A 25,377-nucleotide genomic window follows, 5' to 3' on the forward strand; every position below is an offset into this window, starting at 1 on the left:
TCCCCTGAATGAATAAGGAACTTTCATTAACTGATACAACATTAACACAAACAGATATAATAGTCAACAAAATGCATTCGCATAAAACATTTAAGTAATACAAATAGGGTGATACCCTAAATGTAGACAAAAAAATAAAGGAGGTAAACAATATGTTTATTATCTCACCTCGCTGTAATGAGATACGAAGGGCAAGAATCAAAAAAGGGCTCAGTACTAGGGCCTTGGGTAGTACGGCAGGCTTGAATGCCGGAACTATTAACCAAGTGGAAAATGGGAAAAGATTTCCCTCGCCAAGTACGGCAAACAAAATTTGTGTTGCATTAGGTTGCGAACTTGACGACCTATTCGTATTAAAAGATTCAAATTTGCAGTCTGGCTTGCAGTAACTAACATTAGAATATCCCTTCCTGATTTTACTTTGATAATTGATCGTGCATTGATTTTTGGATTTCAATTAAGCTTCGTACCTTTTCGGCATTTAGACCGAGTAATTGCGCCAATGATATTACCTCAAGCCACTCATTTTTAAATGTATTACCATAATTAATCAGCACCTCATACTCATTTTCCGATGGAGCTCTCTCCCTGATCAGACCCTCCATGGTGCCAATGATTCGATGCTTGTCTGTATACTCTATGTCATGGTAGGCTGGATTTGCACTCCGAAGGCAATGATGACCGTTTGGTTCAACGAAATACTTAAGGTTAGCACTCCATGCCGAATCTTCAACTCCTACAGCGACAAGATCCCCAGTGTTCGCGATATTAGTTTGTTTAATCAGGATAATATCCCCTGGAAGTATCCCAGCATAAATCATATTATCGCCCTCTACCCTTAATGCAAAGTCCGCTATGATTCTATGGAGGTGTCTAATCTAATTAGGGACTGAATCCAGGTTCGCTTATACATAACAAACTCAGGCACTCTAAATGAGGGTGTCTTTTCTTATTGCCATATTATAAAGGAATATCCTTTCTTTTGTTGAAGTATGAAATATCTTAGGAAGGAAGTGTTATTCAAATTGAGTAGAAAAATAGGCAGAAATGATGACTGTCATTGTGGTAGTGGAATTAAATACAAAAACTGTTGTTTAAAAAAAGATGAGATAACGTATTCGATGTTTCAAAATTATTTAGGGAAAGAAGTTGTGTTTAATAGAGATATCGATGATAAGCATCTTGGAATTATTAACAATTATGTTATGGAAGAGATTTTTGAAGGCCCTAATAACTATAAAAAATTAAATCTGAACGACGGTAAAAGAATTCTTGAAAATCATTACTTATTATTTGATAACTCAATGCATGAAATGGTACAGGATTTCCATTCATGTGCTAAAGGATGTAGTTCCTGCTGTTGCCTATATGTAGATACTTCATTGCTCGAAGCAGAATTAATCAGGAGATTTATAAATGAAAATTTAAATATAGCGACCCAAGAGAAGATACTTGAGAAAAATAAACAAAATAAAACTCACTCTCCTACATATGAGCAAGTAGTAAGAGAAAAAAGCTTGAAAGATAAGTATTCCCTAATGAAAATACCTTGTGCTTTTTTAATTAACCACGAATGCTCAATTTACCCTGTAAGACCTTTTAACTGCAGAAAACATATTGTATTTAGTCATCCGGATGTGTGTAAGGATCCTGAAGAAAAAGGATTACTTTTCAAAAGCGCTATTGTTGATGCTGGAGAGTTGGGAGTACAGAAACTAAATACCGTTTTGTTTAAAGAACTTTTTTACAGACCTAATGGAATGTTTTTTTATAAAAACTTATCTCTTTGGTTTGATGATTCTAACTTTGATATTAATTTGTAATAGTAAAATTACTTTTCAGCCTCATAGAACTATATAACATAAAGAGCCCACTATTGGGCTCTTTTCTTTTGCACAAAAGGAGGATGAACATGGCAAAGAAGAATTCAAAGCAAAAAGAACCAGCTAAACCTCCGCCGAAGATTAAGTATGAGTATACAACTAAGTTTAAAGCAATTGATAAGATGATGAAGAGCAATCGGGGGATTAATGGCCCAATGTAATAGAAATGCCTAGGTATAAATACCTAGGCCAAAATTATTGCGGACTGATTAACAGCAGTGTTTGCGGGGCCTTGCGAGTTGCAATATCTCAAATAGTTCCAAGAAGATTAAAAATAATAACACAATAATTATTATCAAGGCTGTTAAAATCATTCATTACGCCTCCTTTTTGAGAGTTCATACACAATTGGAGTTCTTAGTATATTCTATTCAGCCTGTCCGGTTAATGTTCATGGGATGAGTATGATTGTTATCGTTGTTGGATTAGGCAGATAAGGCGGGGAAGTTAACTAGGTAGAAAGCCCAGGCATAAATACCTAGGCTAAAACAGTTATAGACCAACGGCGGCGATTAGTATTGCCAGTAAAGATACAATTATTTGTGGTAGCAGTGCAAGAAGACCTAAAAAGCCTAAAAGCATATAGTTCACCTCTTTGATTAGTTACATAGGTGTTTCTGATATAGCTTATTCAGCATGTCCACTGCATGTTCGTGGGATTAGGCAGATAAGGCGGGGCTAATTTTGGGCACAAAAAAAGACCATTTCCCTTGGTCTCCATTTTTAAGATATTTTATATTTATTTGTAGTCCCTTTTTTATATTTTTTTCTATAAGGAACTTAATGATTTCTAGATCCCAGCAAAGGTTTTAGGAAGAAGAGTTGTGATCCCCAAGAAAGCTCTAGAAAAATGGTTAGAAGTGCCCAACAATAGGTAAGTGCAACAAGGGGGAAATCCCCTTGGTTAAGGTACTCCGGGGAACAATTTCTCGTGCACCTTAGCTAACAGAACGAAGAATTCCGTTGTATGAAACGCCACTTAAATATTCAAGTCCATTTTTTAATTCAATCTAGGCAGCTATCTCTAAAAAATTTTCAGGATCTATATCCTGATATTCTTCGATTTCCTCAATTTCATTTTTAGTCCTGAGAATAAATTCTGAATTACTAATACTGCAAATTAATTCATATCCTAGCTTGGATAAATCATCAAGTATTTCAATAAGTTCAAATTCATCTACATAGTCATTAATTTCATTTGGGCCTTTAAATACCCAGCCATGTCTATCTGTTTGAAGATCGAGCGACTTTTTCAGTATGCCATGTTTATGAGATTTGACTGTCTGGAATTTTAGTTCATCTTTATTCATTAACACATCATTCCTCCTCTTATTTTCTTACCCCTTCAACAAATGGTATGTTTCTCCTGCTATATTTCTGGTAATTGAAGATTATTTAAAAGAAAAACCGCTCTAATGAGCGGCAGTTGATATCGTTAATCTAAGTATGTCTTCGCTAGGCTCACAGGATGGCCCAGGAGAGGCGCAAGGGCTAAAATCATTTAACCGCTATTGCTTAGTGTCTTCTCCTGTTTCCGTGCGTCGATCCAAGCAAAGAAGTCTTTCTTCTCGACCCTCTTAGATGCACCAATGTCGAAGTTAGGTATTCCGCCAGCTGATGAGAAGGTTTGAAATAACTCGTACACGCGCCGGCGGGAGATCCCAAGATAAGTCGCGATGTGCTGGGCTGTAAGAATTTCGGGAAGATCATCTTTGTTCATAAGTGTACTAGCTTCCTCAACCCTCATGGCCTCGCCTTCGTTTTCCTCATCTTCGTTTTCGTCAGTATAATATTCTTGGACATACTCAATTTCTTCTTTTGTTCTAAGGATATACTCATCGTCGCAACCGGCAACTAACTCAAAGCCGTCAATTGACAAATCATCAAGAATAGTAAAAATATCAAGATTTTTCCCAACAATTTCACTTGTTAAGTCTGATGTTTTAAATATCCAAAATTCTTCATGGGTCTCAAAATTGAAGTGTTTCGTTAGCATACCATGTTGGCGATATTTAATTGTTCTGAATTGTGGTTTTTCAACGTCCATTATAAAACGATTCCTCCTCTTGCTTCTTTACCCCTTCAATAGATGGAAAGTTTTTTCTTCCATATTTCTATGAAGTAAAAAGTATTAAATAAAAAACACCGCAATCCCTTGCGGTGTCTATCTTTTGTTGTGGCAGGGGATGAGAGAGTCGAACTCCCATCAGCGGTTTTGGAGACCCCCTGTAAAATTATTTAGTAACCCCTGCGATCCGTCTCCTAACTAGCTTGTGCCCGTTTGTGCCTGAAAAGACCGCAGTCTTTGTGCCCGAAACGTGCCCGCCATTAAATAAATCTCCACTAAGACTAGAAATAACATCCCCCTGCATGTTGGGGATCAGGTGACTGTAGGTGTTCAAAGTGATCGATATATTGGAGTGGCCTAGACGTTCCTGGACTACTTTAGGATGGATATTTTGTCTCAATAGCCAACTGGCGTGGTAATGCCTCAAGCTGTGGAAACTGATTTCTTCTGATAATTCAAGTTCTCTGATTATCTTTTTAAACCATCTGCTCACATTGGAAGGATTAAGCGGCCCACCGTTTTTGTTGACCAAGAAGTGTATCGGTTTGTCATTATACTTTTTGGCCGCCAGTTGTCGTTCTGTTCTGAACTTGAGATACTTTTTTAATACTACGTCGCTGCCTGGTAAAAACGTAACCGGTCGGCGACTTCCTTTTGTCTTCGGCTGCTTTAGAATGAAGGAACCGTCCAGATAATTGAGACTGAATTTAACGCTGTACACTTTACCCGGTATATCTACCGTCGTATCGTGTAGGCCAAGTATTTCCCCTAGTCTCATGCCAGTAGTGCTGGCGATAAAGACAGGCATATACATCTGCATGTTTACTTCAGCCTTCGCTAGGATCGCCTTCATTTCTTCATCGGTTGGGATTACTTTTTCTGTTTCTGCCAAAGACGGAGCCTTTACACCGTCGCATGGGTTATATCTCAGGTATCCCCACATTATTGCGTACCTGAGAGCTAGGTGCATGAATCTATGGACCTTGAGTGCTGTAGTAGTGGATAACCCTTTCTTGATCATCTTGGTGTAGAGGTTCTGTAATTCAGCCGGCTTGAGCTTCTGGAGCTTTATGTTCCCTAATTCAGGCACGATGTGGATCGCGGTAAACTCGTCGTATCGCTTAGCCGTGGATCGCTCGACGTTATGCTCAACATAGTCATCGTAAAATTTGTCGAGGAAGCCCGCTACAGTGATATCCTTATCCTCTACAAATCCCATCTTCTGACGATACTCGACCATGGCCTCTTCGGCATCTTCCTGAGTCCATCCCTTTTCATAAAGATAGATACGCTCTTTTTTGCCATTCTGCTCAACATAGAAGCGTACCCCGATGCCGTTAGCCTTTGGGACAAATTGAGCCATAGTATTACCACTCCTCATCTTATGTACAGAATTTTAATCTTCTTGTTCTGATAATTTCAGGTCTATCATGCCCGTGATTTTTAGCTTATTTTCGTTTGACAGCTTGTCCCACCTTGATATTAGGTCTTGGATTTCTTCAGGCAGTCCCTCAATGGGATTGTCTTTTTTTATTGTGTCTTCATCGTCGAAATCATCAACCGAGCAACCTAATGCGTGAGCTAATGCAAATACAGTTTCAAGCGAAGGGTTCTTCGTTTGGCCATTTAGGATTTTATTTAGAGTTCCAACGGGAACGCCAGATAGCTGTGCCAATTCGTCTGTCTTTAGGCCTTGTGCCTGTTTCAATTTACCTACTAACTCTAATCCCACGTTTATCACCTCCGATTAAAATATATTATAGTATCCAAATTAAGTCAACAATAATTAACCGGAAACGGAAAATATTTTCCGTCAAGGGGTAATTATTGTTGGATTTAACTTGACATTAACCGAAAATGGTCTAATAATAGAGATATAAATAACCGTAAACGGTTAGGAGGGGGTAGAGTGTGTTTAAAAATTTAGATGCTGAAATGTCAAGGTATGACATACAGCCGAAAGATCTTGCGGAGTGCATAGGAGTTAGTGAAAGAACAATGAGGAGTTACCTTACTGGTACATCAAGGATAGCATGGGAAGATGCCCGGAAAATTAAACGAAAATTTTTTCCGCAATTTGAAATCGAGTATCTGTTTTATTTTGTAAGGGATGAGGCTAGTTAAAGAAAGGTGGAGGCCTAGGTGCAATACTGCACAATAACAGAAGTCGCCAAAAGACTTAGCATCGCGAAGTCAACTATTTACCATAACGGTCCAACTAATTATGGAGGCATTAAGATTGGCGGGGTATGGCGATTCCCAGAGGACAAAGTAGGCATCGGACCAGAGGTCAAGCCTAAGCAGATTAAGAGTGGATACGTCAGGAGGTTTGGTAAAAACAAATCAGCCTAGTTTGTGAAAAAGCGGGTTAAGGGGAAGGAGGTAAAACTGATGGACAAAACACCACTTGAAGCTTGGATCGAGAAGTGGGGCACAAACCTGGACTGGGAGGCCAAGGACAAGCTCCGTGAAGCTGTCGAGGAAATGGTGCTGGGAGAACCTGAACGAATGACAGTTGAAGAGTGTTCCAATTGCACAACCGAAGTATCCATACCAGCTTATCGTGCGTCACTCTGTCCCGAATGCGGCGAACGTATCCTGCCGTGCAATGAGTGTGAGGAGGCTTGCAACTGGATGGGTGAGACGGGGTGCTCAAGGTTTCCGCGATAGGACAATGTTGGGGGAGGAGGTGATACCAATGCTCAGAAAGCTCCTCGAATCATTCACATGCCCCATGACAAACTCCGAATTCGAACAAGTCCTCGATCTAGCCACCACGGACATAAAAACGAACCGCGTCGACTTCGGCAAGCGGACAAGCCTCAGTGATGCGGTTGAGATTGCAGCAAGTTGTTTTATCGCCCTGAGCCGGGGCAAGGTCGCTCGAAAACATTAGAGAAGAGGTAATGCCATGCCAAAGTACACGTTCGTCCAAAAACGTGGATATGTTGAGTTTTACATTGACGGAGTGTTTGCGGGGAACTTCGACTCCAAGGAAGAGGCCGTGGCTGAAGTTAACGCTAAGGAGAGAGGAGTGAACGATGAAGTTCATAACAGTAAACAATGAAGTCGGTACTGGAGTTAACCTCCAAAAGATGTATGACGACTTAGGCATATACATCGAAAGCCTTGAGGCTCAAAGAGCTGCCATCGGCGCCAACCCAAACATTTGCACACATCCTTTAAGTTTACAGGAGAAAACAGACTTTGAAGGGGGAAAGTCCATAACACATTGTAAGCATTGTAGGAGAGTTATCCATGCCGTAGGTTTTGACTGTGTCTCTGAGAGACCCTAAGAAGAATAAGGAGGCGGATCCATGTTAAAGCAATCTTCAACTCAACTCTGTCTGTGTGGGCAAACAATGAAATTCCCTGAAGGTGAGATCCGGACTAAATGCTCCTGCGGTGCTACCTGGGAGTGTGGGTTTGAAGGGTATTGGTATGCCCAAAGCATTGTTACACCATTTGCCCCTATTTTAGCAAAGCCTGCTGTGAGCTCGTCTAAGTCGCGGAACGATCGGTACCGGAATTACCCAAAGAGTAAGATCAAGAACAAAAAGAAAGGGAGAAAGGTGGGATCAAGATGCTGAGGATATCTACTGGAATCATTCGAAGAATTGACGACCTTGGTCGTGTTGTTATCCCAAAGGAGATTCGCCAAACACTTAATTTGCATGAAGGAGATCCACTGGAACTTTTTCCCGATAATGAGGGCGGTCTTACTCTTATTAAATATCAACCAGGCTGTGTTGTGTGCGGTAAAACGAAAGATCTATGTGAGCATAGGAACGGAAGATCAGTCTGTGCGGACTGCATAGATGAACTTTCAGCGGTGAGACCACGATGAAAAATCTAATCAAAGAAATTCGAAAGCAGCTGCTTAAATCTAAATATGTAAAGCGTGTCGTGGCTTGTTCTCTCAAACGATTAGAAGAAGAGCGTCAAGCCAAACACAGTGCAATCCTTATGACCGCTGGGCGCACCCTTCGGAAAAAAGTTAAGCCTATGAACTTGGAACCTCACCGGACATCAGCGACAGTCACCGACGACGGCGTGATCGTCGAGTACATGGACGGGCGAATGATTGGGCAGATGCCTGTTACACCGTTCATCGTGAGGCCTTTGGGGATGGGGCGGGAAAAATGGACATGAAAAAGGCCTCTGCGCCAACAGAGACCCCAAAGGAAATATTGCAAGTTAATTATACCACAGAATCATGCGAGGTTAAATTAAACTACTACGCTTTATGTATTTGTGTTCTGTCCGAGAGAATCCCTGAAGAAGCTTTTCGAATTATGGGCGTAGCAGATGAGCCAATGCGATTCAAACATACCGATGTTGAAGATATCTGGATGCTTAAAAAGAACCATACCTGGAAACAGATCGGTGAGCGATACGGAACGAGCGCTGACGCAATTCGAAGGCGAGTTATCCGGTTTCAAGAACGCCAGAAGATATCTTGAGGGGGAGATAAGAATGAAATGGAATGAGCAGCTGACAGCTAAGCTCAAGGAACTGTGCATCGAAGGTAAAACCAACGCAGAAATCGCTGATGTAATGCGCTGCAAACTGACAGATGTCTATGCCAAGCGTAGCCAACTAGGTATCACGATCGCGAAATGCAAAGGTATAGAGCCGAACCTTGAATTTGAAAAAGCTTTGGAAACTAGCAAGCCTAAAGGGATGCGTAAAAGCGTTAGAGATAAGTTTAAAGCCTTATTCAATGAGGTGCTCATGGCTATGGCCAGTGATTGGACAAGTGTGGAAGACTCTCGAGTATACGCTAACCTGTCTGAAGAGCTTATCGAGTTGGAAGCGAAGTACAACACTCAGTTCATATAGGAGGCAAGAAATGAAAAACTCTTTAGTCGATTTGAACAACCATTTATTTGCTCAGCTTGAGCGCCTTGGAGATGAGGAGATCATAGGAGAAAAGTTGGCAGAAGAAATTGACAGGGCAAAGGCAATAAATTCAGTTGCCGTTCAAATTATTTCTAATGGTAAATTAGTACTCGACGCAATAAAAGCAAAAGATGAATACTTGGGCGGTGACAGCAAAAGAATGCCGGCCATGTTGCGCGAAGCCTTTCTGCCAGCCGGGGAGTGATTATGAGTCTGAAAAAGTACCCGGAAGAAATTATAGCTTTCATTCAGCAGCACGTAAAAGGGGTCACGACAAAAAACCTCGCTGAGCTCGTGAATACGAAATTTGGCCTGGATTTTACTGAAAGTAAGATGAAATCCTTTAAGAGCAATTACGGGCTTAAAAGTGAAACTAGATGCGGCATCCCAGAAGGGACGCCAACGAATTTGTATCCGGAAGAAGTTAGGGAGTTTATCAGGAGTAATTATATCGGCGTCGGTCATCAAGGCATGGCGGATATGTTGAATAAGGTATTCGATACTAAGTACACCAAAGGCCAGATGAAAGCGATTTATGCCAGATTTAAACTTAATAGCGGACGTACCGGGCGGTTTAGGAAGGGGAATGCACCAGTAAACAAAGGTAAAAAAGGATATTCTTATCCCGGCATGGTGGCTACGCAATTTAAAAAAGGTAACATACCGCGTAACTGGTGGCCTGTTGGTACCGAAAGGCTACGAGCTGACGGTTATGTCTGGAAGAAGGTAGCTGGGCCAAATAAATGGCGAGAGAAACACGTCTTGATCTGGGAAGCTGCAAACGGTCCGAGGCCGAAAAAGCATGTAGTACTTTTCGGTGATGGAAATAGGCAAAATTTTGAACCTGATAATCTAATTCTTGTATCTCAGAAGCAGCTAGTAAGGCTGAACCAAAAACATTTAATCCAAAACGATGCCGGCCTAACTAGGACAGGGATAATCATTGCTGATATTCATAACAGGATCGGAGAGAGGAGAAAGGCGGGAAGAAGATGAGATTGGAGCAATTACGGAGCGGCATACCGACTACTAACGTGGATCCACTGCCTAGGTCATACGCTAAACCATGCTTTCGCGGCGTAATGGATAAAACCCACTACGATCTCACAGGTGAGGTCAAGATGGTCGAGGAGTTTCAAGAGTATGTGCCACCCGTTGTGACGGAGGAAGTAGCAGTAGCGCAGAAGATGATTAGGAAGAGACCGTTGATTATGTCAAATAAGCCATCGCGTGATCAGCTGGAGATCTATTTAAGGAACGGCATGTCATTCGCTGAGATTGCCATGAAGCGAGACACCAGCGTTGCCACTGTGGGTAACTGGATCAGGTCCTATGGTCTGCAGGGTATCAAGGGTAAGAAGAAGCTAGAGGGGGCGCTCTAATAGGACTATTCGTTAAGCATTTATTTAGGGAGGTGGTAAATAGGCAAGTGCTGATCCATAAAGTCTTAGGGAACAATCATCAATCGAAGATAAAAAAAAGGAGGACAAATGAATGTTTAATGTCGTCGTAGAAGTAAAATCGCCTGAAATCGTCGAGGTACTAAAATCAATCCTTAACGTTATGCTCATTGATCGTCAACTCAAGAATGCACCGCAAGGGGCCTCTGCACCAACACTCGAAGCGCCAGCACAGCCTCAATATTTCCCACAGATTCAAGAGCAGCCGGTACAGCAGCAAATACCTCAACAACAAGTGCAGCCGCAGCAAATGCCTTTACAACAAGCTCAGCCTCAGCAATTGCCACAACAACAAATGCAAACACAAACCCCTCAGCCTGGCCCTGTTCCAACCGCTACCCAAACATACACACTGGAACAACTTTCAGTCGCAGCAACAGCCCTTATTGACGCGGGGCGCAGGATGGAACTTATCTCATTACTTGGCTCCTTTGGAGTGCCTGCGCTGACTGCATTACCTCAGGATCAGTACGGAAATTTTGCAACGCATCTGCGTTCTATGGGGGCGAAGATTTGAGCGCACACGCTCTACTTGGTGCAAGCGGAGCCCATAAGTGGCTTCACTGCACTCCAAGCGCCCGGCTGGAAGAGACTCTGCCCGATAGCACTAGCGAATATGCGCAAGAGGGCAGCTTAGCCCATGAGATCGGTGAGCTGAAACTTCGGAAAGCATTCACTGATCCGATGGGACCTAGAACATTCACTAATAGATTAAAAAAGTTACAATCTAATCCTTTATACCAAGATGAGATGCTACGGCACACAGATACCTACCTCGACTACGTCTCAAGTGTTGTGCATGGATACAAAACGTTGCCCTATGTCGCGGTCGAAAAGAAACTCGACTATAGCGCTTACGCTCCTGAAGGATTTGGGACCGGTGACTGCATTATCATAGGCGGAAGTATCATGCACGTCATTGATTTGAAATACGGGAAAGGGGTGCCGGTTTCAGCCTTTGAAAACCCGCAAATGATGCTCTATGCCCTCGGTGCGCTTCTTGAATACTCGATCTTATATGGCCTAGAGCAAATAGTCATGGTGATCGTTCAGCCCAGACTTGATTCTATTTCGGAGTTTGTAATGTCAGTAAACGATCTTATGTACTGGGCGACTAACACCGTCATGGGTGCAGCTGAAAAGGCATGGAAGGGCGAAGGTGAATTTGTACCTGGTGAGCACTGCCGGTTTTGTCGAGCAAACGCTCTGTGCCGGGCAAGGGCAGATTTTAATGTTTCCCTTGAGGAATTTGGTTACCAAAAGCCGCCCTTACTCACTAATGAAGAAGTAGGACAAATCCTAGAAAAAGCACAGGACCTTGCCAAGTGGGCAAAAGACCTTGAAGCGTATGCCCTAAGCGAAACCTTAAAAGGTGTAGAAATATCCGGTTGGAAAGCAGTCGCAGGACGCGGATCCAGAAAGTTCATTGACATCGATGAGGCCTTTAAATTCTTAGTTTCTAAGGGGTATGCCGAAGCATTACTCTATAAACGCGAACCGTTAAGCGCACCCGCAATTGAAGAGTTGCTCGGTAAAAACATCTATAAAGAGCTTTTGATTGATACCGAAAAAGTGGAAAAGACACCCGGCAAACCGACACTCGTACCCGCAAGCGACCCACGCGAAGAGTTCAAGCAGTATGACCTAGCCGAATTATTTAAAAATGAATTAGGGGGTAAAGAAATTGAGTAATCAACAAGCTAGCCCGACAAGTTTAACAACAGGACAAGTGAGACTGAGCTATGTACATCTTTTTAAAGCGTATGCGAACCAACCAAACCAAGAGCCTAAATTCAGCGTGACGGTCTTACTTCCTAAATCGGACTTTGCGACAAAGCAGAAGATTGATGCAGCTATTAACGCAGCCATCCAAGTAGGGGTTTCAGCCAAGTGGAACGGCGTGCGACCAGCACAAGTACCAAACCCGATATATGACGGTGACGGCTACCGGCAAAATGGTGAGCTTTTCGCGCCTGAGTGCAGAGGTCACTGGGTATTTACTGCATCGTCAAAGCAACAACAACCGATCGTTGACATGAATGTTAACCCGATTCTTGAACAATCAGAGGTATATTCAGGGATCTATGCTCGCCTGAATATTAACTTTTTCCCTTATTTCAACAGCGGGAAAAAAGGAATCGGCTGTGGCCTTGGCCCTGTGCAGAAACTAGCAGATGGTGAGCCCTTGGGCAATCAAATGACTGCAGAGTCTGCTTTTGGCGCAGGAGCTGGATACGCTCCACCAGTGCAGCAACAATACCAACAACCGGCGCAGCAGCCGCAATATGCTCCGCAACCACAACAGCTTGGACAAACATATACCCAGCCCCAGCAGCAATACTCCCAGCCAGTTCCGACTATTCAACCACAGCCTCGATACGGTCGACAACCTCAACAGCAATATGGGCAGCAGCCACAGCAACAAACACAACCGCAATACGGACAACAGCCGCAGCAGCAACAATACGCCCCTCAAGTTCAGTATGATCCGATCACCGGGCTACCTCTCCCAGTAGGCGGGGTGATGGGCCTATGAGTACAACAGAAGCATTAAATCCCCAAGCGCTGCCTGTAAAAGACAATGTAGCCTTACGGATAATCCAAACGACACCTGCCATTGTTAAATTCAACTATGAAGAAATAGAAGCTAACCTCGACGCAGTTTTAGTTAAATATCAAGGATTAGTATTTACTGAAAGCGCAGCTGCCGACTGTAAAAAGACAATTGCTGAACTTCGCAAAGGTCAAAAGGCTCTCTCAGATTTCCGAATAGCAACGAAAAAGGATCTTACTGCATCAGTGACCGCCTTTGAGAATCAATGCAAGGTCATAACCGAAAAGTTTGAAAAAGTCATTCAACCTCTAACTACCCAGAACGACCAGTTTGAACTTGATCGCAAAGAGGCAAAGCGAGTCGAAGTGCAAAGCGTTATTGACTCCTTGATAACAGAAAACGGATTAACAGGAAACTACGCGTTACGGCTAATTATCCTCGAAGAATACTATAACAAGGGGAAAACCATTAAGACAATCAAAGCCGAGCTGTCGGCCCTCGCGAAAACCGCAAAGCTTCAGCAGGACAAAGACGAACAGGATTGTGCTTTCATTAAGGCAAAAGTTGAATTGGCTAATGCTCAGTATCAACTAACGAACACCTTGCTACCCGACCAATATTTAAGGTTATTAGCGTACAGATCAGTTGCCGAAGTTGATGCGCTAATAACTTCAGACGCTATCGAAATTAGCGAACGGGAAAGGAAAGTAGCTGAAGCAGATTTTAAGACAGCTGAGAAATATGCTGAAGCTCTTATTGCTAAGGCAGCAGATGCTCCGGGGTGTGTAAACCCAGTAGGATGCAGGGGTGCAAAACCTTATACATCAAGTGCAGTCAACGTAGAAAGCGAGGCCCCTGCGACGTTCCAGAGCTATACAGCTCAAGTGGTCATCATAAAAGCGGTCTACGAGGTAAAGGGAACAGAGGCACAGCTTGAAGCCTTAGAGGAGTATTTGGACGCACAAAAGTTGAGTTGGATTGACCGTCCGAATGGCTAGGCACCTATCGGTCGACATCGAAACTTTTAGTAGTGTAAACCTTAAAAAAGCGGGGCTGTACAAATATGTGCAGTCCCCCGATTTCCAGATACTCTTATTCGCTTATTCATTCGATGGAGGGCCGGTCAATATCGTCGACTTTATGCAGCAAGAGTCATTACCGATAAACGTACACGCAGCGCTCCGGGATCCCAACGTGATCAAGCACGCTTACAACGCCACATTCGAGTGGTACTGCCTGAACAAGTTCTTCTATTCTCCGCTCGAGCAATGGCGCTGTACTATGCTGCATGGCCTTTACTGCGGATATACTGCGGGACTCGCTGCTACTGCAGTAGCTCTGGGGCTTCCGGAAGATAAGCGTAAAATGGGAATAGGAATGGCGCTTATAAGGATCTTCTGTATTCCCCGTAAGGGTAAGAAAAAGAATGTGAATCAGATTGAATTATTTGGTGGAGGGGGAGACAGGACCAGGACTCTTCCACACCACGAACCGGACAAGTGGATCTTGTTTAAAAATTACTGCATCCAGGATGTTATTACAGAAATGGAAGTCGAACGAAGGCTGTCCTCTTTCCCGGTACCCTACCAGGAGCAAGCGCTGTGGGTGCTTGACCAAAGGATAAACGCTTATGGTGTTGCAGTAGACGAAGGGTTAATTGATGGAGCACTTTACTGTGACGATATTGTTAGTGGTGAGCTGATGGCTGAAGCCATAAAGATGTCCGGACTCGATAACCCTAAAAGCGTCAAGCAGCTCTCGAAATGGCTGACCGAGGAAACCGGCGAAGAAGTAGCTGACCTGCGCAAAGAAACGGTTGTAAGGATGCTTGGTGGAAACATAAGTAGCGAAGCCGCCCGGCGAATGCTCGAGATCAGGCAGGAGCTGTCAAAGACCAGCACTAAAAAATACGTGGCCATGCGTGAAGCGGTATGCGGGGATGGACGGATAAGAGGGCTCTTGCAGTTTTATGGGGCCAATCGTACTGGCCGGTGGGCAGGTCGTCTAGTCCAGGTGCAAAACCTCCCGAAGAATCACCTTGAAACATTAGGACACGCGAGAGAGTGCGTAAAGCTCAAAAAATTGGACGCTATAAAAATTGTGTACGGGAATGTTCCAGATACCTTATCGCAGCTTATCCGCACAGCGTTTGTGCCTACCCCTGGCAACGTGTTTGTTGTGGCGGACTTCAGTGCCATCGAGGCGCGAGTGATTGCCTGGTTGGCAAAAGAACAGTGGAGACTCGACGTGTTTGCTACTCATGGCAAGATCTATGAGGCTAGTGCTTCAGCAATGTTCGGAGTAGAGCTTGAGCTAATTAAAAAGGGTAACCCTGAGTATGATCTGAGACAAAAAGGCAAGGTTGCTGAGTTGGCCCTCGGATATCAAGGGGGCGTTGGTGCGCTAATCACCATGGGAGCACTGGACAAAAAGATGGGACTCACTGAAGAAGAACTTCCGGATATAGTACAGCGATGGAGAGCTGCAAATAGACGGATCGTTGACCTGTGGTACAGCTTAGATGGTGCAGCGATCGAGGTAATGAGGACCGGAAGACCGGTCGGTATTAGAGGGTTAATATTCGCCCGCGAGAGTGACTACAACACCCAGCAGGATTTCTTCACAGTTACTCTGCCAAGTAGACGAAAACTGTTTTATCCAAAACCCTCTCTACGAAAAAATAAATTTGACAGAGATTCGCTCCACTACTATGGAGTCGACCAAGATACAAAGAAGTGGGGAGTAATCTCAACTTACGGCGGAAAGCTTACGGAGAACATAGTACAAGCTATTGCTCGAGATTGTTTAGCAGAAAGCCTATTCAGGGTTAATGCTGCCGGGTACCAAACCATAATGCATGTACATGATGAGGTTGTGCTCGATGTTCCGGAGAATCAAGCTGATCTAAACGGAGTTTGTGAACTTATGGGTCAGCCAATATCGTGGGCTCCTGGACTGATTCTCAAAGCTGCTGGTTTTGATGCGGCATATTACAAAAAAGACTAAGGCAGGGTGGTAAAGTTGACATGGAATAGTCTAAAAAAGAAGATTGAAATTTGCATAACGATTATGAAGGCCCCTGTAATTATGGTCACCAACCATAACAAAGGTGGAATTTACACTATTGAAGCGGTCATAAGAAACCAGGAGGATTAAAGCATGGTGAGATTAAATCCGAATGTAAGAAAACATTATTTGAAAACACATCCCGAGTTTTTCCAAGATGTTAAAAAGCGTAAGAAAAAATTTGAAATAAGATTCAATGATCGAGATTATCAAACTGGAGAGATTTTAATCCTACAGGAATTTGATCCTAAAACAGATGACTATACTGGAGCTTCTGATATAACGGTGCTTGTCACGTATTCCTTATCAGGCTCTCCCTTTCTCCCCGATGGTTATATTTGCATGAGCATTAATGTCCTTGATGGATAGAGTATCAAGCAAGCAGATAAAGAAAGGATTGAGGTGCTTCCGGTGCTCATGAATGATCGTCAAATTAAAATTGCATCTGCCGGGAGCCGCAAAGCTACCTATTGGCCGACACAAACTTTGTTTTGGTCAGAGCTGGTAGATAAGCTGCGAACACCCGTCAGAGGAACTGAAACACTCGCTGAGTACATGAGACTCCCAAAAAGTAAACAGGATGAACTAAAAGATGTCGGAGGTTTTGTAGCCGGTACGCTGCAAGGTAACAGGCGAAAGGCAAGTAACGTCGTCGGGCGTGACGTTATAACCCTCGACCTAGACAACATTCAACAGGCCCAGACGCAGGACACGTTGCGCCGTGTTGCCGGTTTAGGCTGCGCTTATGTAGTTTATTCTACCCGCAAGCACGAAGAGGTAAAACCACGTTTGCGTGTGCTGGTACCACTAAGCAGAACGGCCACTGCAGACGAATATGAACCTCTGGCGCGTAAGCTGGGGAGCATCATTGGGATTGAACTATGCGACCCGACCACCTTCGAGGCCTCTCGCCTTATGTATTGGCCCAGTGCAAGTTCAGACAGCACGTTTGTTTATGCACATGGCGACAACCCTTTCCTCGACACGGATGGGCTGCTCGCTACCTATACAGATTGGCGAAACGTCAACGAATGGCCAGAGGTACCCGGAGCACAGCAGAGCCACCTTAGACTAGCAGCTAAGCAAGGGGATCCAACGGTAAAGACCGGAGTGGTTGGTGCCTTCTGCAGAATATATGACATCTACAGTGCAATCGAGACTTTCTTGCCCGGTGAATATAGCTACTGTGACGATGGATCCGGACGGTTTACCTATACAGGTGGATCTACCACCGGCGGAGCTGTTGTGTACGATAACGGCAATTTCCTATACAGCCATCATGCAACGGATCCCACAAGTGGCAAATTGGTGAACGCTTTTGACCTTGTTCGTTTGCATAAGTTCGGAGAGCTCGACGATGATGCTAAGCCCGACACTCCGACGAGCAAAATGCCTTCATTTGCTTCTGCTTGTGAGTTTGCAGTAAATGATACCGACGTTGCAGCTTTACTCAACCAAGAACGATATGACAAAGCAGTCCAGGAGTTTTCTGCGACCCCACTCGATAGTTCTGCGGAGACTGCAAACTGGATTAGTAAGCTCGCAGTAAGTCCAACGACCGGCAGACCGGCCAAGACGACAGACAACGTGCTTGTTATCCTAGAGAATGACCCCTTGCTAAAAGGTAAACTGGCATTTGATGAATTCGCCAATAGAGGTTTGATCCTTGGGGCCTTACCCTGGGGGATCAGTAGCAGCAACGGAGCATCAACGCAGCAGTGGGGGGATATAGATGATGCCGGGCTTAGGCATTACCTCGAGAGAACGTACAACATAACCGGCAAAGAACGAATATATGATGCGGTGGCCCTTTGCTCCCATAAGCACACATTTAACGATGTTAAGAGTTATCTGAAGGGCGTTGTGTGGGACGAAGTAAAAAGGCTTGATACCTTGCTGATTGATTATCTTGGCGCTAAAGATACACCATACACAAGGGCCGTGATGCGCAAGTCATTGGTGGCTGCAGTCGCAAGGGTAATGACACCTGGTTGCAAATACGACTACATGCCGATTCTTTCAGGGCCACAGGGATTGGGTAAAAGTACTCTGTTTAGGCTTTTAGGCCGACGTTGGTATTCTGACAGCTTGACAACGTTTGAGGGCAAGGAAGCCTCAGAAATGCTTCAGGGGATATGGATAAATGAGATTGGTGAGCTAAATGGACTGAGTAAGTCAGAGACGAATTCAGTAAAGCAGTTTTTAAGCAGAACTGAGGATATCTATAGAGAGCCCTTCGGACGACGGACAGGTGTTCATCCGCGTCAGTGTGTGTTTTTCGGTACCACGAACGACAGCGAATTCTTGAAAGACAGGACCGGTAATCGGAGATTTTGGCCTGTTGATTGTGGGCTGCAACCGGTAACTAAAAGCGTTTTTATTGACCTCGAGAACGAAGTGGACCAGATATGGGCAGAGGCCTATATTTACTGGCAATTAGGTGAGAGGTTATATCTTACAGGCGCTGCCGAAGAAGAGTCGAAGATCGAACAGGAGATACATCGAGAGAGCAACGTGAAAGAGGGCGTCGTTCAGGAGTTTATCGAGAGGCAGATACCGGTTGGTTGGGAGAAGAGGTCGCTTGCTGATAAGCGTCTTTATTGGACGAGTGAATTCGGACGCGATAGCGTTGAAACCGTGGCGCGTGATCGGATATGTGCCGCAGAGGTGTGGTGCGAGTGTTTGGGTGGAGAATTAAAGTTCATGCGAAGATCTGATTCCATAGAATTGAATGCCATTTTGGCAGGGTTTGAAGGATGGAAAAGGCAGGGGAGTTCGATGCGTTTCGGAGAATACGGCCACCAAAAAGGTTTTAAAAAATTGTAGACTTACCGATGTAGACTTTCTATATTTGTAGACTTTCTCTGTAGACCTTGTAGACTTTCATTTTTGAGATAGTCTACGACAAAGTATACAACTCGAACCCTAAGAGGGTAAGGCTTTCAGCCGTTTGTATACCTTGTAGACTAACTATTATATGTATATATATATTTAAAGAAATTAAAGGATGCGCGCGAGGGTGTGCACCCATGATACGCATGAATACACGCACGTAAGGGAAAAAAGGGTACAAAGTATACAAAATGAAAACTTGAGAGGATGAGTGCTTTGAGGGAAAAGGAAGTAGAAGTTCATCTTCGAGACAGGGTAAAAGCTCTCGGAGGTAAAGCATATAAATTTGTTTCGCCAGGTAACTCTGGTGTGCCAGATAGACTGGTGTGTCTCCCCGGTGGAATAAAAATATTCGTAGAAGCTAAAGCTCCGGGGAAAAAACCAACAGCACTCCAAAAGGCAGAGCAAGCAAAGTTAGTAAAGCTAGGAAATTCGGTTTTCAATTTGGACAGTAAAGCTGAGGTCGATAAATTCATTGAGTATTGTGAGTTGTTGATCCGATGAAATTTATTCCCCACGCTTATCAGAAATACAACATACAAAGGTTGCTAATTGATCCTGTACAGGGAGTCATTAGCGAGGGGATAGGGCTGTTTCTTGATATGGGATTGGGGAAAACAGTGATCACGTTAACTGCTATAAACGATTTGAAATATAATCGATTTGCGATTAGTAAGGTACTTGTTATCGCGCCCAAAAAAGTCGCGGAGGGGACATGGAGTAACGAAGCAGCAAAGTGGGATCACCTGCACCTGTTAAGGATCGTGCCGGTGCTTGGGAGTTTAGCAAAGAGAGTTAGGGCGCTTAATACACCAGCAGACATTTACGTGATTAATCGGGAGAACGTCTCGTGGCTGGTGAGCTACTACCGAAACGCATGGCCATTCGACATGGTTGTGGTTGATGAATTCAGCAGCTTTAAGAACCACCAAGCTAAACGATTTAAGTCTTTGACTTGGGTGAGAAAAAGCATAAATAGGTTTGTAGGACTTACCGGAACACCAGCCCCTAACGGTCTACTTGACTTGTGGGCCCAGATGTATCTACTCGATGGGGGTAAAAGGCTAGAGGACAAAATAACGAAATATCGCATTAGGTATTTTGAGCGTAGTTGGGACGGGCATAGCTACGAAATGAAGCCGGGAGCGGATGAAATCATTCAGCAACGAATTAGGGACATCTGCATATCGATGAAAGCTGAGGATTACTTGGAACTCCCTGATTGTATATCGGTTACTGTTCCAGTCTATCTTGACCCAAAAGCCAAAGCCTCCTACGACGAACTTGAAAAGAAAATGATTCTAGAGATTGAGGACTCGACGATCGATGCCGGTTCTGCTGCTGTACTAACGAACAAGTTGCTGCAGCTGTGCAATGGTGCTGTCTATGACGCAGAGCGTAAAATAGTCGACATTCATCAATGCAAGATCGAATCTTTTATGGAGCTAGTTGAGGGACTAAACGGACAACCGGCAATGGTGTTTTATAGTTTTCAGCACGACCTAGCAAGACTTAAAAAAGCACTGGAAAGCACTCACTTGAGAGTAAGAGAGCTGAAGACCCCGCAAGATCAGGATGATTGGAACGCCCGTAAAATTGATATCCTTCTGGCCCATCCTGCTAGTGCGGCCTATGGCCTGAACCTTCAGCAAGGAGGAAACCACGTCATTTGGTTTGGACTGAACTGGTCCTTGGAGTTATACCAGCAGGCGAACAAAAGGTTACACCGACAAGGGCAAACCGAGAAGGTGATTATACACCACTTAATTGTTTCTGGTGGAGTCGATGAGGACGTTATAGCAGCCCTACTGGATAAGAGCAGCACGCAAGACCGACTGATGGTTGCTTTGAAAGCAAGAATAGAGAAAGTGAGAGGTGATATAAATGCATCTTGATAAACCTGCTAATGATAAGGCATGTCCATGGGGTGGGTTGACAGTAATACATACTGGCGGGTGCATTCAATGCCCTGATCAGACATGTGGATGGAGTGCTTGCGGATAAGGAGGATTGATTCCATGGGTAAAAGACCCGGCACAGTTAATATTCAGGAGATTGCCACAGCAGCTGCCGTCGAAGCGCTGAAGCTCCAGAAGAATGAGGAACGAATGCGAATCAGGAAAAACAGGTTTGGCAATACCGAACTCTTGCTAAAAAACTATTTAAACTTAATCGAACATTTTGAGCTTTCGCAAGATAAGGCTTCAGAAGAAGACATGGAAGCCTATAATTTTGAGGAAGCAGATATGGAGGATGTTATTATTCGGTCAATCAGACGGAGTAGGATACGAACCCTGATCATGGTCTTGCAAATCGAAATATGCTTAGAGAAACTTAGGACAAAGATGATCGACAAAGGGCAATTAGAAAAGTACGTTGTCCTTGAGAAGCTCTACCTAGATCCTACTAAAAGTCTATTACCCTGGTTGGAAAGGGTGCGGATCATAGCCGCTGAAATACCGTGTAGTGAGTCATCTGTGAATAGATGGAAAAATGACATGATTAGAGAGTTGAGCGTTTTGATTTTTGGTGCTGATGGCTTGCAGTTAGAGCTTTAGAGCCCTTGACAACCTATGACATTAACCTGACATTTACATGGATTATTCGCCGTGTTATGATTGTAATATCAAATTTTTTCTAAAAGAAAGCGTTTCCGAAAGGTGGCGCTTTTTCTATGTTCAAAAGGCGGTGATTGCATCGTGGCTAAAAAGAAACGTAAGAAAAAAAGTGTTGCCAAACCTCCACCTACACCAACGAAGTACGAGGATACCAATAAGTTTCAAGCCTTTGATAAGATGATGAAGAGCAATCGGGGGATTAATGGCCCAATGTAATAGAAATGCCCAGGTATAAATACCTAGGCCAAAATTATCGTGGACTGATTAACAGCAGTGTTTGCGGGGCCTTGCGAGTTGCAATATCTCAAATAGTTCTAAGAAGATTAAAAATAATAACACAATGATTATTATCAAGGCTGTTAAAATCATTCATTACGCCTCCTTTTTGAGAGTTCATACACAATTGGAGTTCTTAGTATATTCTATTCAGCCTGTCCGGTTAATGTTCATGGGATGAGTATGATTGTTATCGTGGTGGGATTAGGCAGATAAGGCGGGGGGGAACTAAGTAAAGAGGCCCAGGTATAAATACCTAGGCCAAAACTTTCACGAGCTAAGCTTCACAGGGTTTCCATGTTTTCCGGAGTTCCCAGATGATTATTAACAATAAAGCAATAATTACCAGCAATGCCACTAAAATACCTACACCCACTAAAAGCATATATTTCACCTCTCCCTTTTTAGTTTCCATAAGTGCGTTACTGATATATGTTATTCAGCATGTCCAGCTAATGTTCGCGGGAGGACTATGATCGAATGATGCCTACAACCGTGATCGTGGTGGTATTAGACAGATAAGGAGAGGGTAAGGCATGACGTGGATAGGGTATTGGAAGAGGAGTGTACGGCGGTTGATGAGTTAGAAATGCTTATTAAGAAAAGTAAGGCGCGTCAAACACTGGTGTTCTATATTAAACATAAGGAAATATCTCTAGATGCAAATTATGTGCGTAAGTTGTATAGAATCGCAGAGTTACCTTTGACTGTAGAGCAAATAGAGATCATGGTCAATCTACTCAGATGAAGACGAATCGAGAGATTGTAGTTAAACAAGAAGCGGCCCTACGAAAATGGGTCCTTCCAGAGATTCCTCTCTAATGCGGGTCTAGCGAGTCCCGAGAATCATGTAGTTTCAGAATTTTTTTTTTAGGGCGTTTCGTTTCGCCAAAAGTAAGGGGGAGGGCTAACGATGCCAGATGATAAACCAAACAACCAAATGGTCGGTAGCGACATCCTTGCCGAGCTTTTCGGTGTATCGACGCGTAGAATTCAGCAGTTCACCAAGGAAGGGGTCATCGTCTCCACTAAGGTCAAGGGCTCCAATTGCTACGACCTTATGTCGACGATAAAGCAGTACATTAAGCATCTTGGAGACAAGGCCAACAACCGAGAGTCCAAAAGTAGCGAAGCAATGAAGATTGAAACCCGTAAATCGAATGCCGAGGCTGACTTTAAAGAAAGCAAAGCGGGAATGGCAGCCCTTGAATTTAATGAACTCGAAGGAAAAATGCACCGCAGCGAGGATGTCGAGGCTATGACTACAGCCCTAGTTTTTTCAATCAGGAGTATGATTATGGCTTTACCTGGACGACTAGCAATTGATGTGGCGAATACTAAGACTGCAGCAGAAGCATCGGAGCGTATCAAGCAAGAATGCCACGGTATTCTCAATGATCTCTCTAATTATCGCTACGATCCCGAGGAATACAAACGGCGGGTAAGGGATCGTAAGGGCTGGCGAGAGATGGAGGAAGATGGCCAAGAAGGATAAGAGGGCGACCGAAAGGCTAAACGCAGCTATTTCGAGCGCGCTCAAAAACTTCAGGCCGCCCGAAAACCTCACCGTGTCAGAATGGGCCGACAGAGAACGCCGTCTCTCCCCTGAGAACTCGGCAGAGGCAGGGCCGTGGAGGACATCAAGAACTCCGTATCTGAAAGAACCGATGGATGCCTTTACTGACCCAAGGATCAGTAAGGTCGTAATGGTGGCAGCAGCGCAAGTTGGCAAGTCGGAGCTGGAGCTCAATATAATCGGGTACATCATCGATCAAGATCCAGGCTCAATTCTATTCGTCCAGCCAACACTCGAAGATGCAAGAAAGTTCTCTCGCCTTCGTGTGGCCCCAATGATCAGAGACAGTAAGGCACTGAAAGCTAAAGTATCCGACATCAAAACACGTGACAGCGGTAACACGATATTACAAAAATCTTTTCCAGGTGGCATGCTCACAATAACAGGATCGAACAGTGCGTCGGCCCTGGCGTCTACACCGGCTCGTTACATACTTGGGGATGAACGCGATCGCTGGGCACTGAGTGCAGGTACTGAAGGAGACCCCTGGTCACTGGCTGAAGCAAGGCAGGCGACATTCTATAATGCAAAGGCAATTGAGGTGTCGACGCCGACCATTAAGGGTAGCAGTAACATCGAGGCGTCTTTTTACCAAGGTACACAGGAGTACTGGTGCCACCAATGCCCTGAGTGTGGGGAATGGCACAGTATTGTATTTGGAAACGTGAAATATGATCATGAGGTTGTCAAGATACACAACAAAAAGACCTACTATGTCACGATCACTGGCTGGGTTTGTCCCTCATGTGGGTGCATATCCACAGAGGATATCATGCGCAAGCAACCAGCCAAGTGGATTGCAAACAACCCGGAGGCATACAGTAATGGAATTCGGTCTTTTTGGCTCAATGCTTTCTCCTCCCCGTGGACACCGTGGAGCAAAATTGCCCGCAAGTTCCTTGAGGCGAGTCATAATCCCACGCGACTAAAGGTAGTAGTCAACACACTACTCGGTGAGCTTTGGGAAGAAAAAGGCGAAGGCATTGAATCAGAAGAGTTAGTCAAGCGTAGAGAACGATATGATTGCGAGGTTCCTAATGATGTGTTAGTCCTTACCTGTGGGGTTGACACGCAGGATAATCGACTTGAATATGAGATCGTAGGATGGGGGTTAGAAGGGGAATCATGGGGAATACAATACGGGGTGATCATGGGGGATCCAGGGCAGTTAACTACAATTACTAGTCCAAGTGGATTAAAAATACAGTCAGCATGGGATCTGCTTGACGCTGTTCTCACTAAGTCTTATCCTCGTAAAGATGGCCAAGTGCTACAAATTATGACAACCTGCATAGACACCGGTGGTCATCACACAAAAACAGCTTATAAATTTTGTAAAACTCGAGAGATCCGGAGAGTTTGGGCTATTAAGGGACAAGGCGCGAGTGGTACATCGTTTATTCATCGTCCAAAACATAGAAATGATGACGGCGTATGGCTGTTCAATATCGGCGTTGACGTAGGCAAGGACATTATTACATCAAATTTACAGATCCAGTTTGAAGGCCCGGGATATTGCCACTTTCCCACGGAAGCAGGAAAGGGTTATGACCAGGCCTATTTTGATGGGCTAACAGCAGAGCATCGCGTCACACGATGGATTAAAGGTCAAGCAAAGATACACTGGGAAAAGCGCACTACAGGGGCAAGAAACGAACCGTTTGATCTTAGAAACTATGCTGCAGCGGCCTTGGAAATCCTAAATCCACCCCTTGAATTTCTTAAAAATCTACAAAATTCTGGTCAGAATCAAAAAGTGGTTCAAAATCAACAGAGCACAAAGCCCAAAAGGTCAGGTGTAATGAGTAAAGGGGTGAGCATTTGAGCCGCTTAGAGAGTTTACAAAGCAGATTACAGATGTACCTTGATTGTGAAATAGCGATTTTAGAAGGTGCACAAAGCTATCAAATCGGTGCCAAACAATTAAATAGAGCAAATCTAAGTCATATAAGGATAATGATAGAGTATTTGGAGAAAGAAATTGCTCAGGAAGAGAGCAAGATCGCTGGAAAAGGGAGAAATCGAACGGTAGGGGTAATCCCGAGAGATTTTTGATTACCGCAAGACTATTTAATTTTTGGC

At 44.1% G+C, this 25,377-nt stretch carries 37 protein-coding genes; 32 read left to right on the forward strand and 5 right to left on the reverse strand.

Annotated elements, in window-relative coordinates:
* Positions 1–152 precede the first annotated feature (152 nt).
* Positions 153–389, forward strand: a complete 237-nt coding sequence (locus E4K67_RS17250) for a helix-turn-helix transcriptional regulator (RefSeq protein WP_135548886.1) — start codon at positions 153–155, stop codon at positions 387–389.
* Between the two features lie 27 nt (positions 390–416).
* On the opposite strand, the gene E4K67_RS17255 is transcribed toward E4K67_RS17250, so the two are convergent.
* Positions 417–878, reverse strand: a complete 462-nt coding sequence (locus E4K67_RS17255) for a LexA family protein (protein ID WP_338031895.1) — start codon at positions 876–878, stop codon at positions 417–419.
* Between the two features lie 147 nt (positions 879–1,025).
* Here E4K67_RS17255 and E4K67_RS17260 point away from each other — a divergent pair, with 147 nt between their 5' ends.
* Together E4K67_RS17260 and E4K67_RS31145 are read left to right on the forward strand one after the other, a co-directional pair.
* Positions 1,026–1,823 (forward strand): SEC-C metal-binding domain-containing protein, encoded by a 798-nt coding sequence (locus E4K67_RS17260; RefSeq protein ID WP_199242580.1) that lies wholly within the window; start codon positions 1,026–1,028, stop codon positions 1,821–1,823.
* Positions 1,824–1,912: 89 nt separating this feature from the next.
* Positions 1,913–2,044, forward strand: a complete 132-nt coding sequence (locus E4K67_RS31145) for a hypothetical protein (RefSeq protein ID WP_274594890.1) — start codon at positions 1,913–1,915, stop codon at positions 2,042–2,044.
* Between the two features lie 849 nt (positions 2,045–2,893).
* Here E4K67_RS31145 and E4K67_RS17265 read toward each other — a convergent pair.
* The 4 genes from E4K67_RS17265 to E4K67_RS17280 form a co-directional block, all read right to left on the reverse strand.
* Positions 2,894–3,193: a hypothetical protein gene (locus E4K67_RS17265; RefSeq protein WP_135548892.1), complete on the reverse strand. Its 300-nt coding sequence runs from the start codon at positions 3,191–3,193 to the stop codon at positions 2,894–2,896.
* A 191-nt stretch (positions 3,194–3,384) separates the two neighbouring features.
* Entirely contained in the window at positions 3,385–3,930 is a 546-nt protein-coding gene (locus tag E4K67_RS30170) for a helix-turn-helix domain-containing protein (RefSeq protein ID WP_199242581.1), read from the reverse strand.
* Between the two features lie 187 nt (positions 3,931–4,117).
* Positions 4,118–5,314 (reverse strand): site-specific integrase, encoded by a 1,197-nt coding sequence (locus tag E4K67_RS17275; RefSeq protein WP_158408510.1) that lies wholly within the window; start codon positions 5,312–5,314, stop codon positions 4,118–4,120.
* Between the two features lie 33 nt (positions 5,315–5,347).
* Entirely contained in the window at positions 5,348–5,683 is a 336-nt protein-coding gene (locus E4K67_RS17280; RefSeq protein ID WP_158408511.1) for a helix-turn-helix domain-containing protein, read from the reverse strand.
* A 179-nt stretch (positions 5,684–5,862) separates the two neighbouring features.
* Here E4K67_RS17280 and E4K67_RS17285 point away from each other — a divergent pair, with 179 nt between their 5' ends.
* The 29 genes from E4K67_RS17285 to E4K67_RS17415 all read left to right on the forward strand — a co-directional run bounded on the left by E4K67_RS17285 (position 5,863) and on the right by E4K67_RS17415 (position 25,350).
* Positions 5,863–6,075 (forward strand): helix-turn-helix domain-containing protein, encoded by a 213-nt coding sequence (locus E4K67_RS17285; protein ID WP_135548898.1) that lies wholly within the window; start codon positions 5,863–5,865, stop codon positions 6,073–6,075.
* Between the two features lie 18 nt (positions 6,076–6,093).
* On the forward strand, positions 6,094–6,303 hold the full coding sequence (locus tag E4K67_RS17290; protein WP_135548899.1) for a MerR family transcriptional regulator: 210 nt from the start codon (positions 6,094–6,096) through the stop codon (positions 6,301–6,303).
* Between the two features lie 39 nt (positions 6,304–6,342).
* A complete protein-coding gene (locus E4K67_RS17295) occupies positions 6,343–6,621 on the forward strand; it encodes an Rpo12/RPC10 RNA polymerase subunit family protein (RefSeq protein ID WP_135548901.1) in 279 nt (92 codons plus the stop codon).
* Positions 6,622–6,649: 28 nt separating this feature from the next.
* Complete coding sequence (locus E4K67_RS17300) at positions 6,650–6,847, forward strand: hypothetical protein (protein ID WP_135548903.1); 198 nt, start codon at positions 6,650–6,652, stop codon at positions 6,845–6,847.
* 15 nt (positions 6,848–6,862) lie between these two features.
* Positions 6,863–7,018, forward strand: a complete 156-nt coding sequence (locus E4K67_RS30175; protein ID WP_199242582.1) for a hypothetical protein — start codon at positions 6,863–6,865, stop codon at positions 7,016–7,018.
* A complete protein-coding gene (locus tag E4K67_RS17305) occupies positions 6,993–7,247 on the forward strand; it encodes a hypothetical protein (protein WP_135548905.1) in 255 nt (84 codons plus the stop codon). Before E4K67_RS30175 ends, E4K67_RS17305 begins: the two co-directional genes overlap by 26 nt.
* Positions 7,248–7,268: 21 nt before the next feature.
* The gene (locus E4K67_RS17310) at positions 7,269–7,541 is read left to right on the forward strand and encodes a hypothetical protein (protein ID WP_135548907.1); all 273 of its coding nucleotides are present in this window, start codon (positions 7,269–7,271) and stop codon (positions 7,539–7,541) included.
* On the forward strand, positions 7,535–7,798 hold the full coding sequence (locus tag E4K67_RS17315; protein WP_135548909.1) for an AbrB/MazE/SpoVT family DNA-binding domain-containing protein: 264 nt from the start codon (positions 7,535–7,537) through the stop codon (positions 7,796–7,798). Before E4K67_RS17310 ends, E4K67_RS17315 begins: the two co-directional genes overlap by 7 nt.
* Positions 7,795–8,103 (forward strand): hypothetical protein, encoded by a 309-nt coding sequence (locus E4K67_RS17320; RefSeq protein ID WP_135548911.1) that lies wholly within the window; start codon positions 7,795–7,797, stop codon positions 8,101–8,103. Before E4K67_RS17315 ends, E4K67_RS17320 begins: the two co-directional genes overlap by 4 nt.
* Positions 8,094–8,414, forward strand: coding sequence for a hypothetical protein (locus E4K67_RS17325; protein WP_135548913.1), 321 nt, complete (start codon positions 8,094–8,096; stop codon positions 8,412–8,414). The genes E4K67_RS17320 and E4K67_RS17325 overlap by 10 nt, the downstream gene beginning before the upstream one ends.
* 13 nt (positions 8,415–8,427) lie before the next feature.
* Positions 8,428–8,793: a hypothetical protein gene (locus tag E4K67_RS17330; protein WP_135548915.1), complete on the forward strand. Its 366-nt coding sequence runs from the start codon at positions 8,428–8,430 to the stop codon at positions 8,791–8,793.
* Positions 8,794–8,803: 10 nt separating this feature from the next.
* Entirely contained in the window at positions 8,804–9,058 is a 255-nt protein-coding gene (locus tag E4K67_RS17335) for a hypothetical protein (protein WP_135548917.1), read from the forward strand.
* Positions 9,059–9,060: 2 nt separating this feature from the next.
* Positions 9,061–9,849: an HNH endonuclease signature motif containing protein gene (locus tag E4K67_RS17340; RefSeq protein ID WP_243454527.1), complete on the forward strand. Its 789-nt coding sequence runs from the start codon at positions 9,061–9,063 to the stop codon at positions 9,847–9,849.
* The gene (locus tag E4K67_RS17345; protein WP_206752211.1) at positions 9,846–10,235 is read left to right on the forward strand and encodes a helix-turn-helix domain-containing protein; all 390 of its coding nucleotides are present in this window, start codon (positions 9,846–9,848) and stop codon (positions 10,233–10,235) included. The genes E4K67_RS17340 and E4K67_RS17345 overlap by 4 nt, the downstream gene beginning before the upstream one ends.
* Positions 10,236–10,347: 112 nt before the next feature.
* Entirely contained in the window at positions 10,348–10,830 is a 483-nt protein-coding gene (locus E4K67_RS17350; protein ID WP_135548921.1) for a hypothetical protein, read from the forward strand.
* Complete coding sequence (locus E4K67_RS17355) at positions 10,827–12,005, forward strand: DUF2800 domain-containing protein (protein WP_135548923.1); 1,179 nt, start codon at positions 10,827–10,829, stop codon at positions 12,003–12,005. The genes E4K67_RS17350 and E4K67_RS17355 overlap by 4 nt, the downstream gene beginning before the upstream one ends.
* On the forward strand, positions 11,998–12,849 hold the full coding sequence (locus tag E4K67_RS17360) for a DUF2815 family protein (protein WP_135548925.1): 852 nt from the start codon (positions 11,998–12,000) through the stop codon (positions 12,847–12,849). Before E4K67_RS17355 ends, E4K67_RS17360 begins: the two co-directional genes overlap by 8 nt.
* Positions 12,846–13,865, forward strand: a complete 1,020-nt coding sequence (locus E4K67_RS17365) for a DUF1351 domain-containing protein (RefSeq protein WP_135548927.1) — start codon at positions 12,846–12,848, stop codon at positions 13,863–13,865. The genes E4K67_RS17360 and E4K67_RS17365 overlap by 4 nt, the downstream gene beginning before the upstream one ends.
* Positions 13,858–15,873 carry a DNA polymerase gene (locus E4K67_RS17370; protein WP_135548929.1) on the forward strand — a complete coding sequence of 672 codons (2,016 nt, stop codon included), beginning with the start codon at positions 13,858–13,860 and terminating at the stop codon, positions 15,871–15,873. The genes E4K67_RS17365 and E4K67_RS17370 overlap by 8 nt, the downstream gene beginning before the upstream one ends.
* A gap of 153 nt (positions 15,874–16,026) precedes the next feature.
* Complete coding sequence (locus E4K67_RS17375) at positions 16,027–16,302, forward strand: DUF3850 domain-containing protein (RefSeq protein WP_135548931.1); 276 nt, start codon at positions 16,027–16,029, stop codon at positions 16,300–16,302.
* Between the two features lie 48 nt (positions 16,303–16,350).
* Complete coding sequence (locus tag E4K67_RS17380) at positions 16,351–18,759, forward strand: virulence-associated E family protein (protein ID WP_135548933.1); 2,409 nt, start codon at positions 16,351–16,353, stop codon at positions 18,757–18,759.
* 282 nt (positions 18,760–19,041) lie between these two features.
* Positions 19,042–19,329 carry a VRR-NUC domain-containing protein gene (locus E4K67_RS17385; protein ID WP_199242588.1) on the forward strand — a complete coding sequence of 96 codons (288 nt, stop codon included), beginning with the start codon at positions 19,042–19,044 and terminating at the stop codon, positions 19,327–19,329.
* The gene (locus tag E4K67_RS17390) at positions 19,326–20,720 is read left to right on the forward strand and encodes an SNF2-related protein (protein WP_135548937.1); all 1,395 of its coding nucleotides are present in this window, start codon (positions 19,326–19,328) and stop codon (positions 20,718–20,720) included. The genes E4K67_RS17385 and E4K67_RS17390 overlap by 4 nt, the downstream gene beginning before the upstream one ends.
* Positions 20,721–20,843: 123 nt before the next feature.
* On the forward strand, positions 20,844–21,383 hold the full coding sequence (locus E4K67_RS17395; RefSeq protein WP_135548939.1) for a hypothetical protein: 540 nt from the start codon (positions 20,844–20,846) through the stop codon (positions 21,381–21,383).
* 141 nt (positions 21,384–21,524) lie between these two features.
* The gene (locus E4K67_RS31150) at positions 21,525–21,659 is read left to right on the forward strand and encodes a hypothetical protein (RefSeq protein WP_274594891.1); all 135 of its coding nucleotides are present in this window, start codon (positions 21,525–21,527) and stop codon (positions 21,657–21,659) included.
* A gap of 601 nt (positions 21,660–22,260) precedes the next feature.
* The gene (locus E4K67_RS17400; RefSeq protein WP_135548941.1) at positions 22,261–22,467 is read left to right on the forward strand and encodes a hypothetical protein; all 207 of its coding nucleotides are present in this window, start codon (positions 22,261–22,263) and stop codon (positions 22,465–22,467) included.
* A gap of 165 nt (positions 22,468–22,632) precedes the next feature.
* Positions 22,633–23,214 (forward strand): protoporphyrinogen oxidase, encoded by a 582-nt coding sequence (locus E4K67_RS17405; protein WP_135548943.1) that lies wholly within the window; start codon positions 22,633–22,635, stop codon positions 23,212–23,214.
* Positions 23,198–25,120: a phage terminase large subunit family protein gene (locus E4K67_RS17410; RefSeq protein ID WP_135548945.1), complete on the forward strand. Its 1,923-nt coding sequence runs from the start codon at positions 23,198–23,200 to the stop codon at positions 25,118–25,120. Before E4K67_RS17405 ends, E4K67_RS17410 begins: the two co-directional genes overlap by 17 nt.
* The gene (locus E4K67_RS17415) at positions 25,117–25,350 is read left to right on the forward strand and encodes a DUF6148 family protein (protein WP_135548947.1); all 234 of its coding nucleotides are present in this window, start codon (positions 25,117–25,119) and stop codon (positions 25,348–25,350) included. The genes E4K67_RS17410 and E4K67_RS17415 overlap by 4 nt, the downstream gene beginning before the upstream one ends.
* Positions 25,351–25,377 lie beyond the last annotated feature (27 nt).

The organism is Desulfosporosinus fructosivorans, from assembly GCF_004766045.1.
GTDB classification, from domain to species: domain Bacteria; phylum Bacillota; class Desulfitobacteriia; order Desulfitobacteriales; family Desulfitobacteriaceae; genus Desulfosporosinus; species Desulfosporosinus fructosivorans.

Coding starts and splice junctions, on each gene's coding strand:
- E4K67_RS31145 (WP_274594890.1), top strand. CDS start 1,913: ATGGCAAAGAAGAATTCAAAGCAAAAAGAACCAGCTAAACCTCCGCCG.
- E4K67_RS17365 (WP_135548927.1), top strand. CDS start 12,846: ATGAGTACAACAGAAGCATTAAATCCCCAAGCGCTGCCTGTAAAAGAC.
- E4K67_RS17275 (WP_158408510.1), bottom strand. CDS start 5,314: ATGGCTCAATTTGTCCCAAAGGCTAACGGCATCGGGGTACGCTTCTAT.
- E4K67_RS17340 (WP_243454527.1), top strand. CDS start 9,061: ATGAGTCTGAAAAAGTACCCGGAAGAAATTATAGCTTTCATTCAGCAG.
- E4K67_RS17320 (WP_135548911.1), top strand. CDS start 7,795: ATGAAAAATCTAATCAAAGAAATTCGAAAGCAGCTGCTTAAATCTAAA.
- E4K67_RS30170 (WP_199242581.1), bottom strand. CDS start 3,930: ATGGACGTTGAAAAACCACAATTCAGAACAATTAAATATCGCCAACAT.
- E4K67_RS17335 (WP_135548917.1), top strand. CDS start 8,804: ATGAAAAACTCTTTAGTCGATTTGAACAACCATTTATTTGCTCAGCTT.
- E4K67_RS17305 (WP_135548905.1), top strand. CDS start 6,993: ATGAAGTTCATAACAGTAAACAATGAAGTCGGTACTGGAGTTAACCTC.
- E4K67_RS17265 (WP_135548892.1), bottom strand. CDS start 3,193: ATGAATAAAGATGAACTAAAATTCCAGACAGTCAAATCTCATAAACAT.
- E4K67_RS17380 (WP_135548933.1), top strand. CDS start 16,351: ATGAATGATCGTCAAATTAAAATTGCATCTGCCGGGAGCCGCAAAGCT.
- E4K67_RS17330 (WP_135548915.1), top strand. CDS start 8,428: ATGAAATGGAATGAGCAGCTGACAGCTAAGCTCAAGGAACTGTGCATC.
- E4K67_RS17250 (WP_135548886.1), top strand. CDS start 153: ATGTTTATTATCTCACCTCGCTGTAATGAGATACGAAGGGCAAGAATC.
- E4K67_RS30175 (WP_199242582.1), top strand. CDS start 6,863: ATGCCAAAGTACACGTTCGTCCAAAAACGTGGATATGTTGAGTTTTAC.
- E4K67_RS17295 (WP_135548901.1), top strand. CDS start 6,343: ATGGACAAAACACCACTTGAAGCTTGGATCGAGAAGTGGGGCACAAAC.
- E4K67_RS17375 (WP_135548931.1), top strand. CDS start 16,027: ATGGTGAGATTAAATCCGAATGTAAGAAAACATTATTTGAAAACACAT.
- E4K67_RS17370 (WP_135548929.1), top strand. CDS start 13,858: ATGGCTAGGCACCTATCGGTCGACATCGAAACTTTTAGTAGTGTAAAC.
- E4K67_RS17315 (WP_135548909.1), top strand. CDS start 7,535: ATGCTGAGGATATCTACTGGAATCATTCGAAGAATTGACGACCTTGGT.
- E4K67_RS17300 (WP_135548903.1), top strand. CDS start 6,650: ATGCTCAGAAAGCTCCTCGAATCATTCACATGCCCCATGACAAACTCC.
- E4K67_RS17405 (WP_135548943.1), top strand. CDS start 22,633: ATGCCAGATGATAAACCAAACAACCAAATGGTCGGTAGCGACATCCTT.
- E4K67_RS17325 (WP_135548913.1), top strand. CDS start 8,094: ATGGACATGAAAAAGGCCTCTGCGCCAACAGAGACCCCAAAGGAAATA.
- E4K67_RS17310 (WP_135548907.1), top strand. CDS start 7,269: ATGTTAAAGCAATCTTCAACTCAACTCTGTCTGTGTGGGCAAACAATG.
- E4K67_RS17345 (WP_206752211.1), top strand. CDS start 9,846: ATGAGATTGGAGCAATTACGGAGCGGCATACCGACTACTAACGTGGAT.
- E4K67_RS17390 (WP_135548937.1), top strand. CDS start 19,326: ATGAAATTTATTCCCCACGCTTATCAGAAATACAACATACAAAGGTTG.
- E4K67_RS17395 (WP_135548939.1), top strand. CDS start 20,844: ATGGGTAAAAGACCCGGCACAGTTAATATTCAGGAGATTGCCACAGCA.
- E4K67_RS17350 (WP_135548921.1), top strand. CDS start 10,348: ATGTTTAATGTCGTCGTAGAAGTAAAATCGCCTGAAATCGTCGAGGTA.
- E4K67_RS17410 (WP_135548945.1), top strand. CDS start 23,198: ATGGCCAAGAAGGATAAGAGGGCGACCGAAAGGCTAAACGCAGCTATT.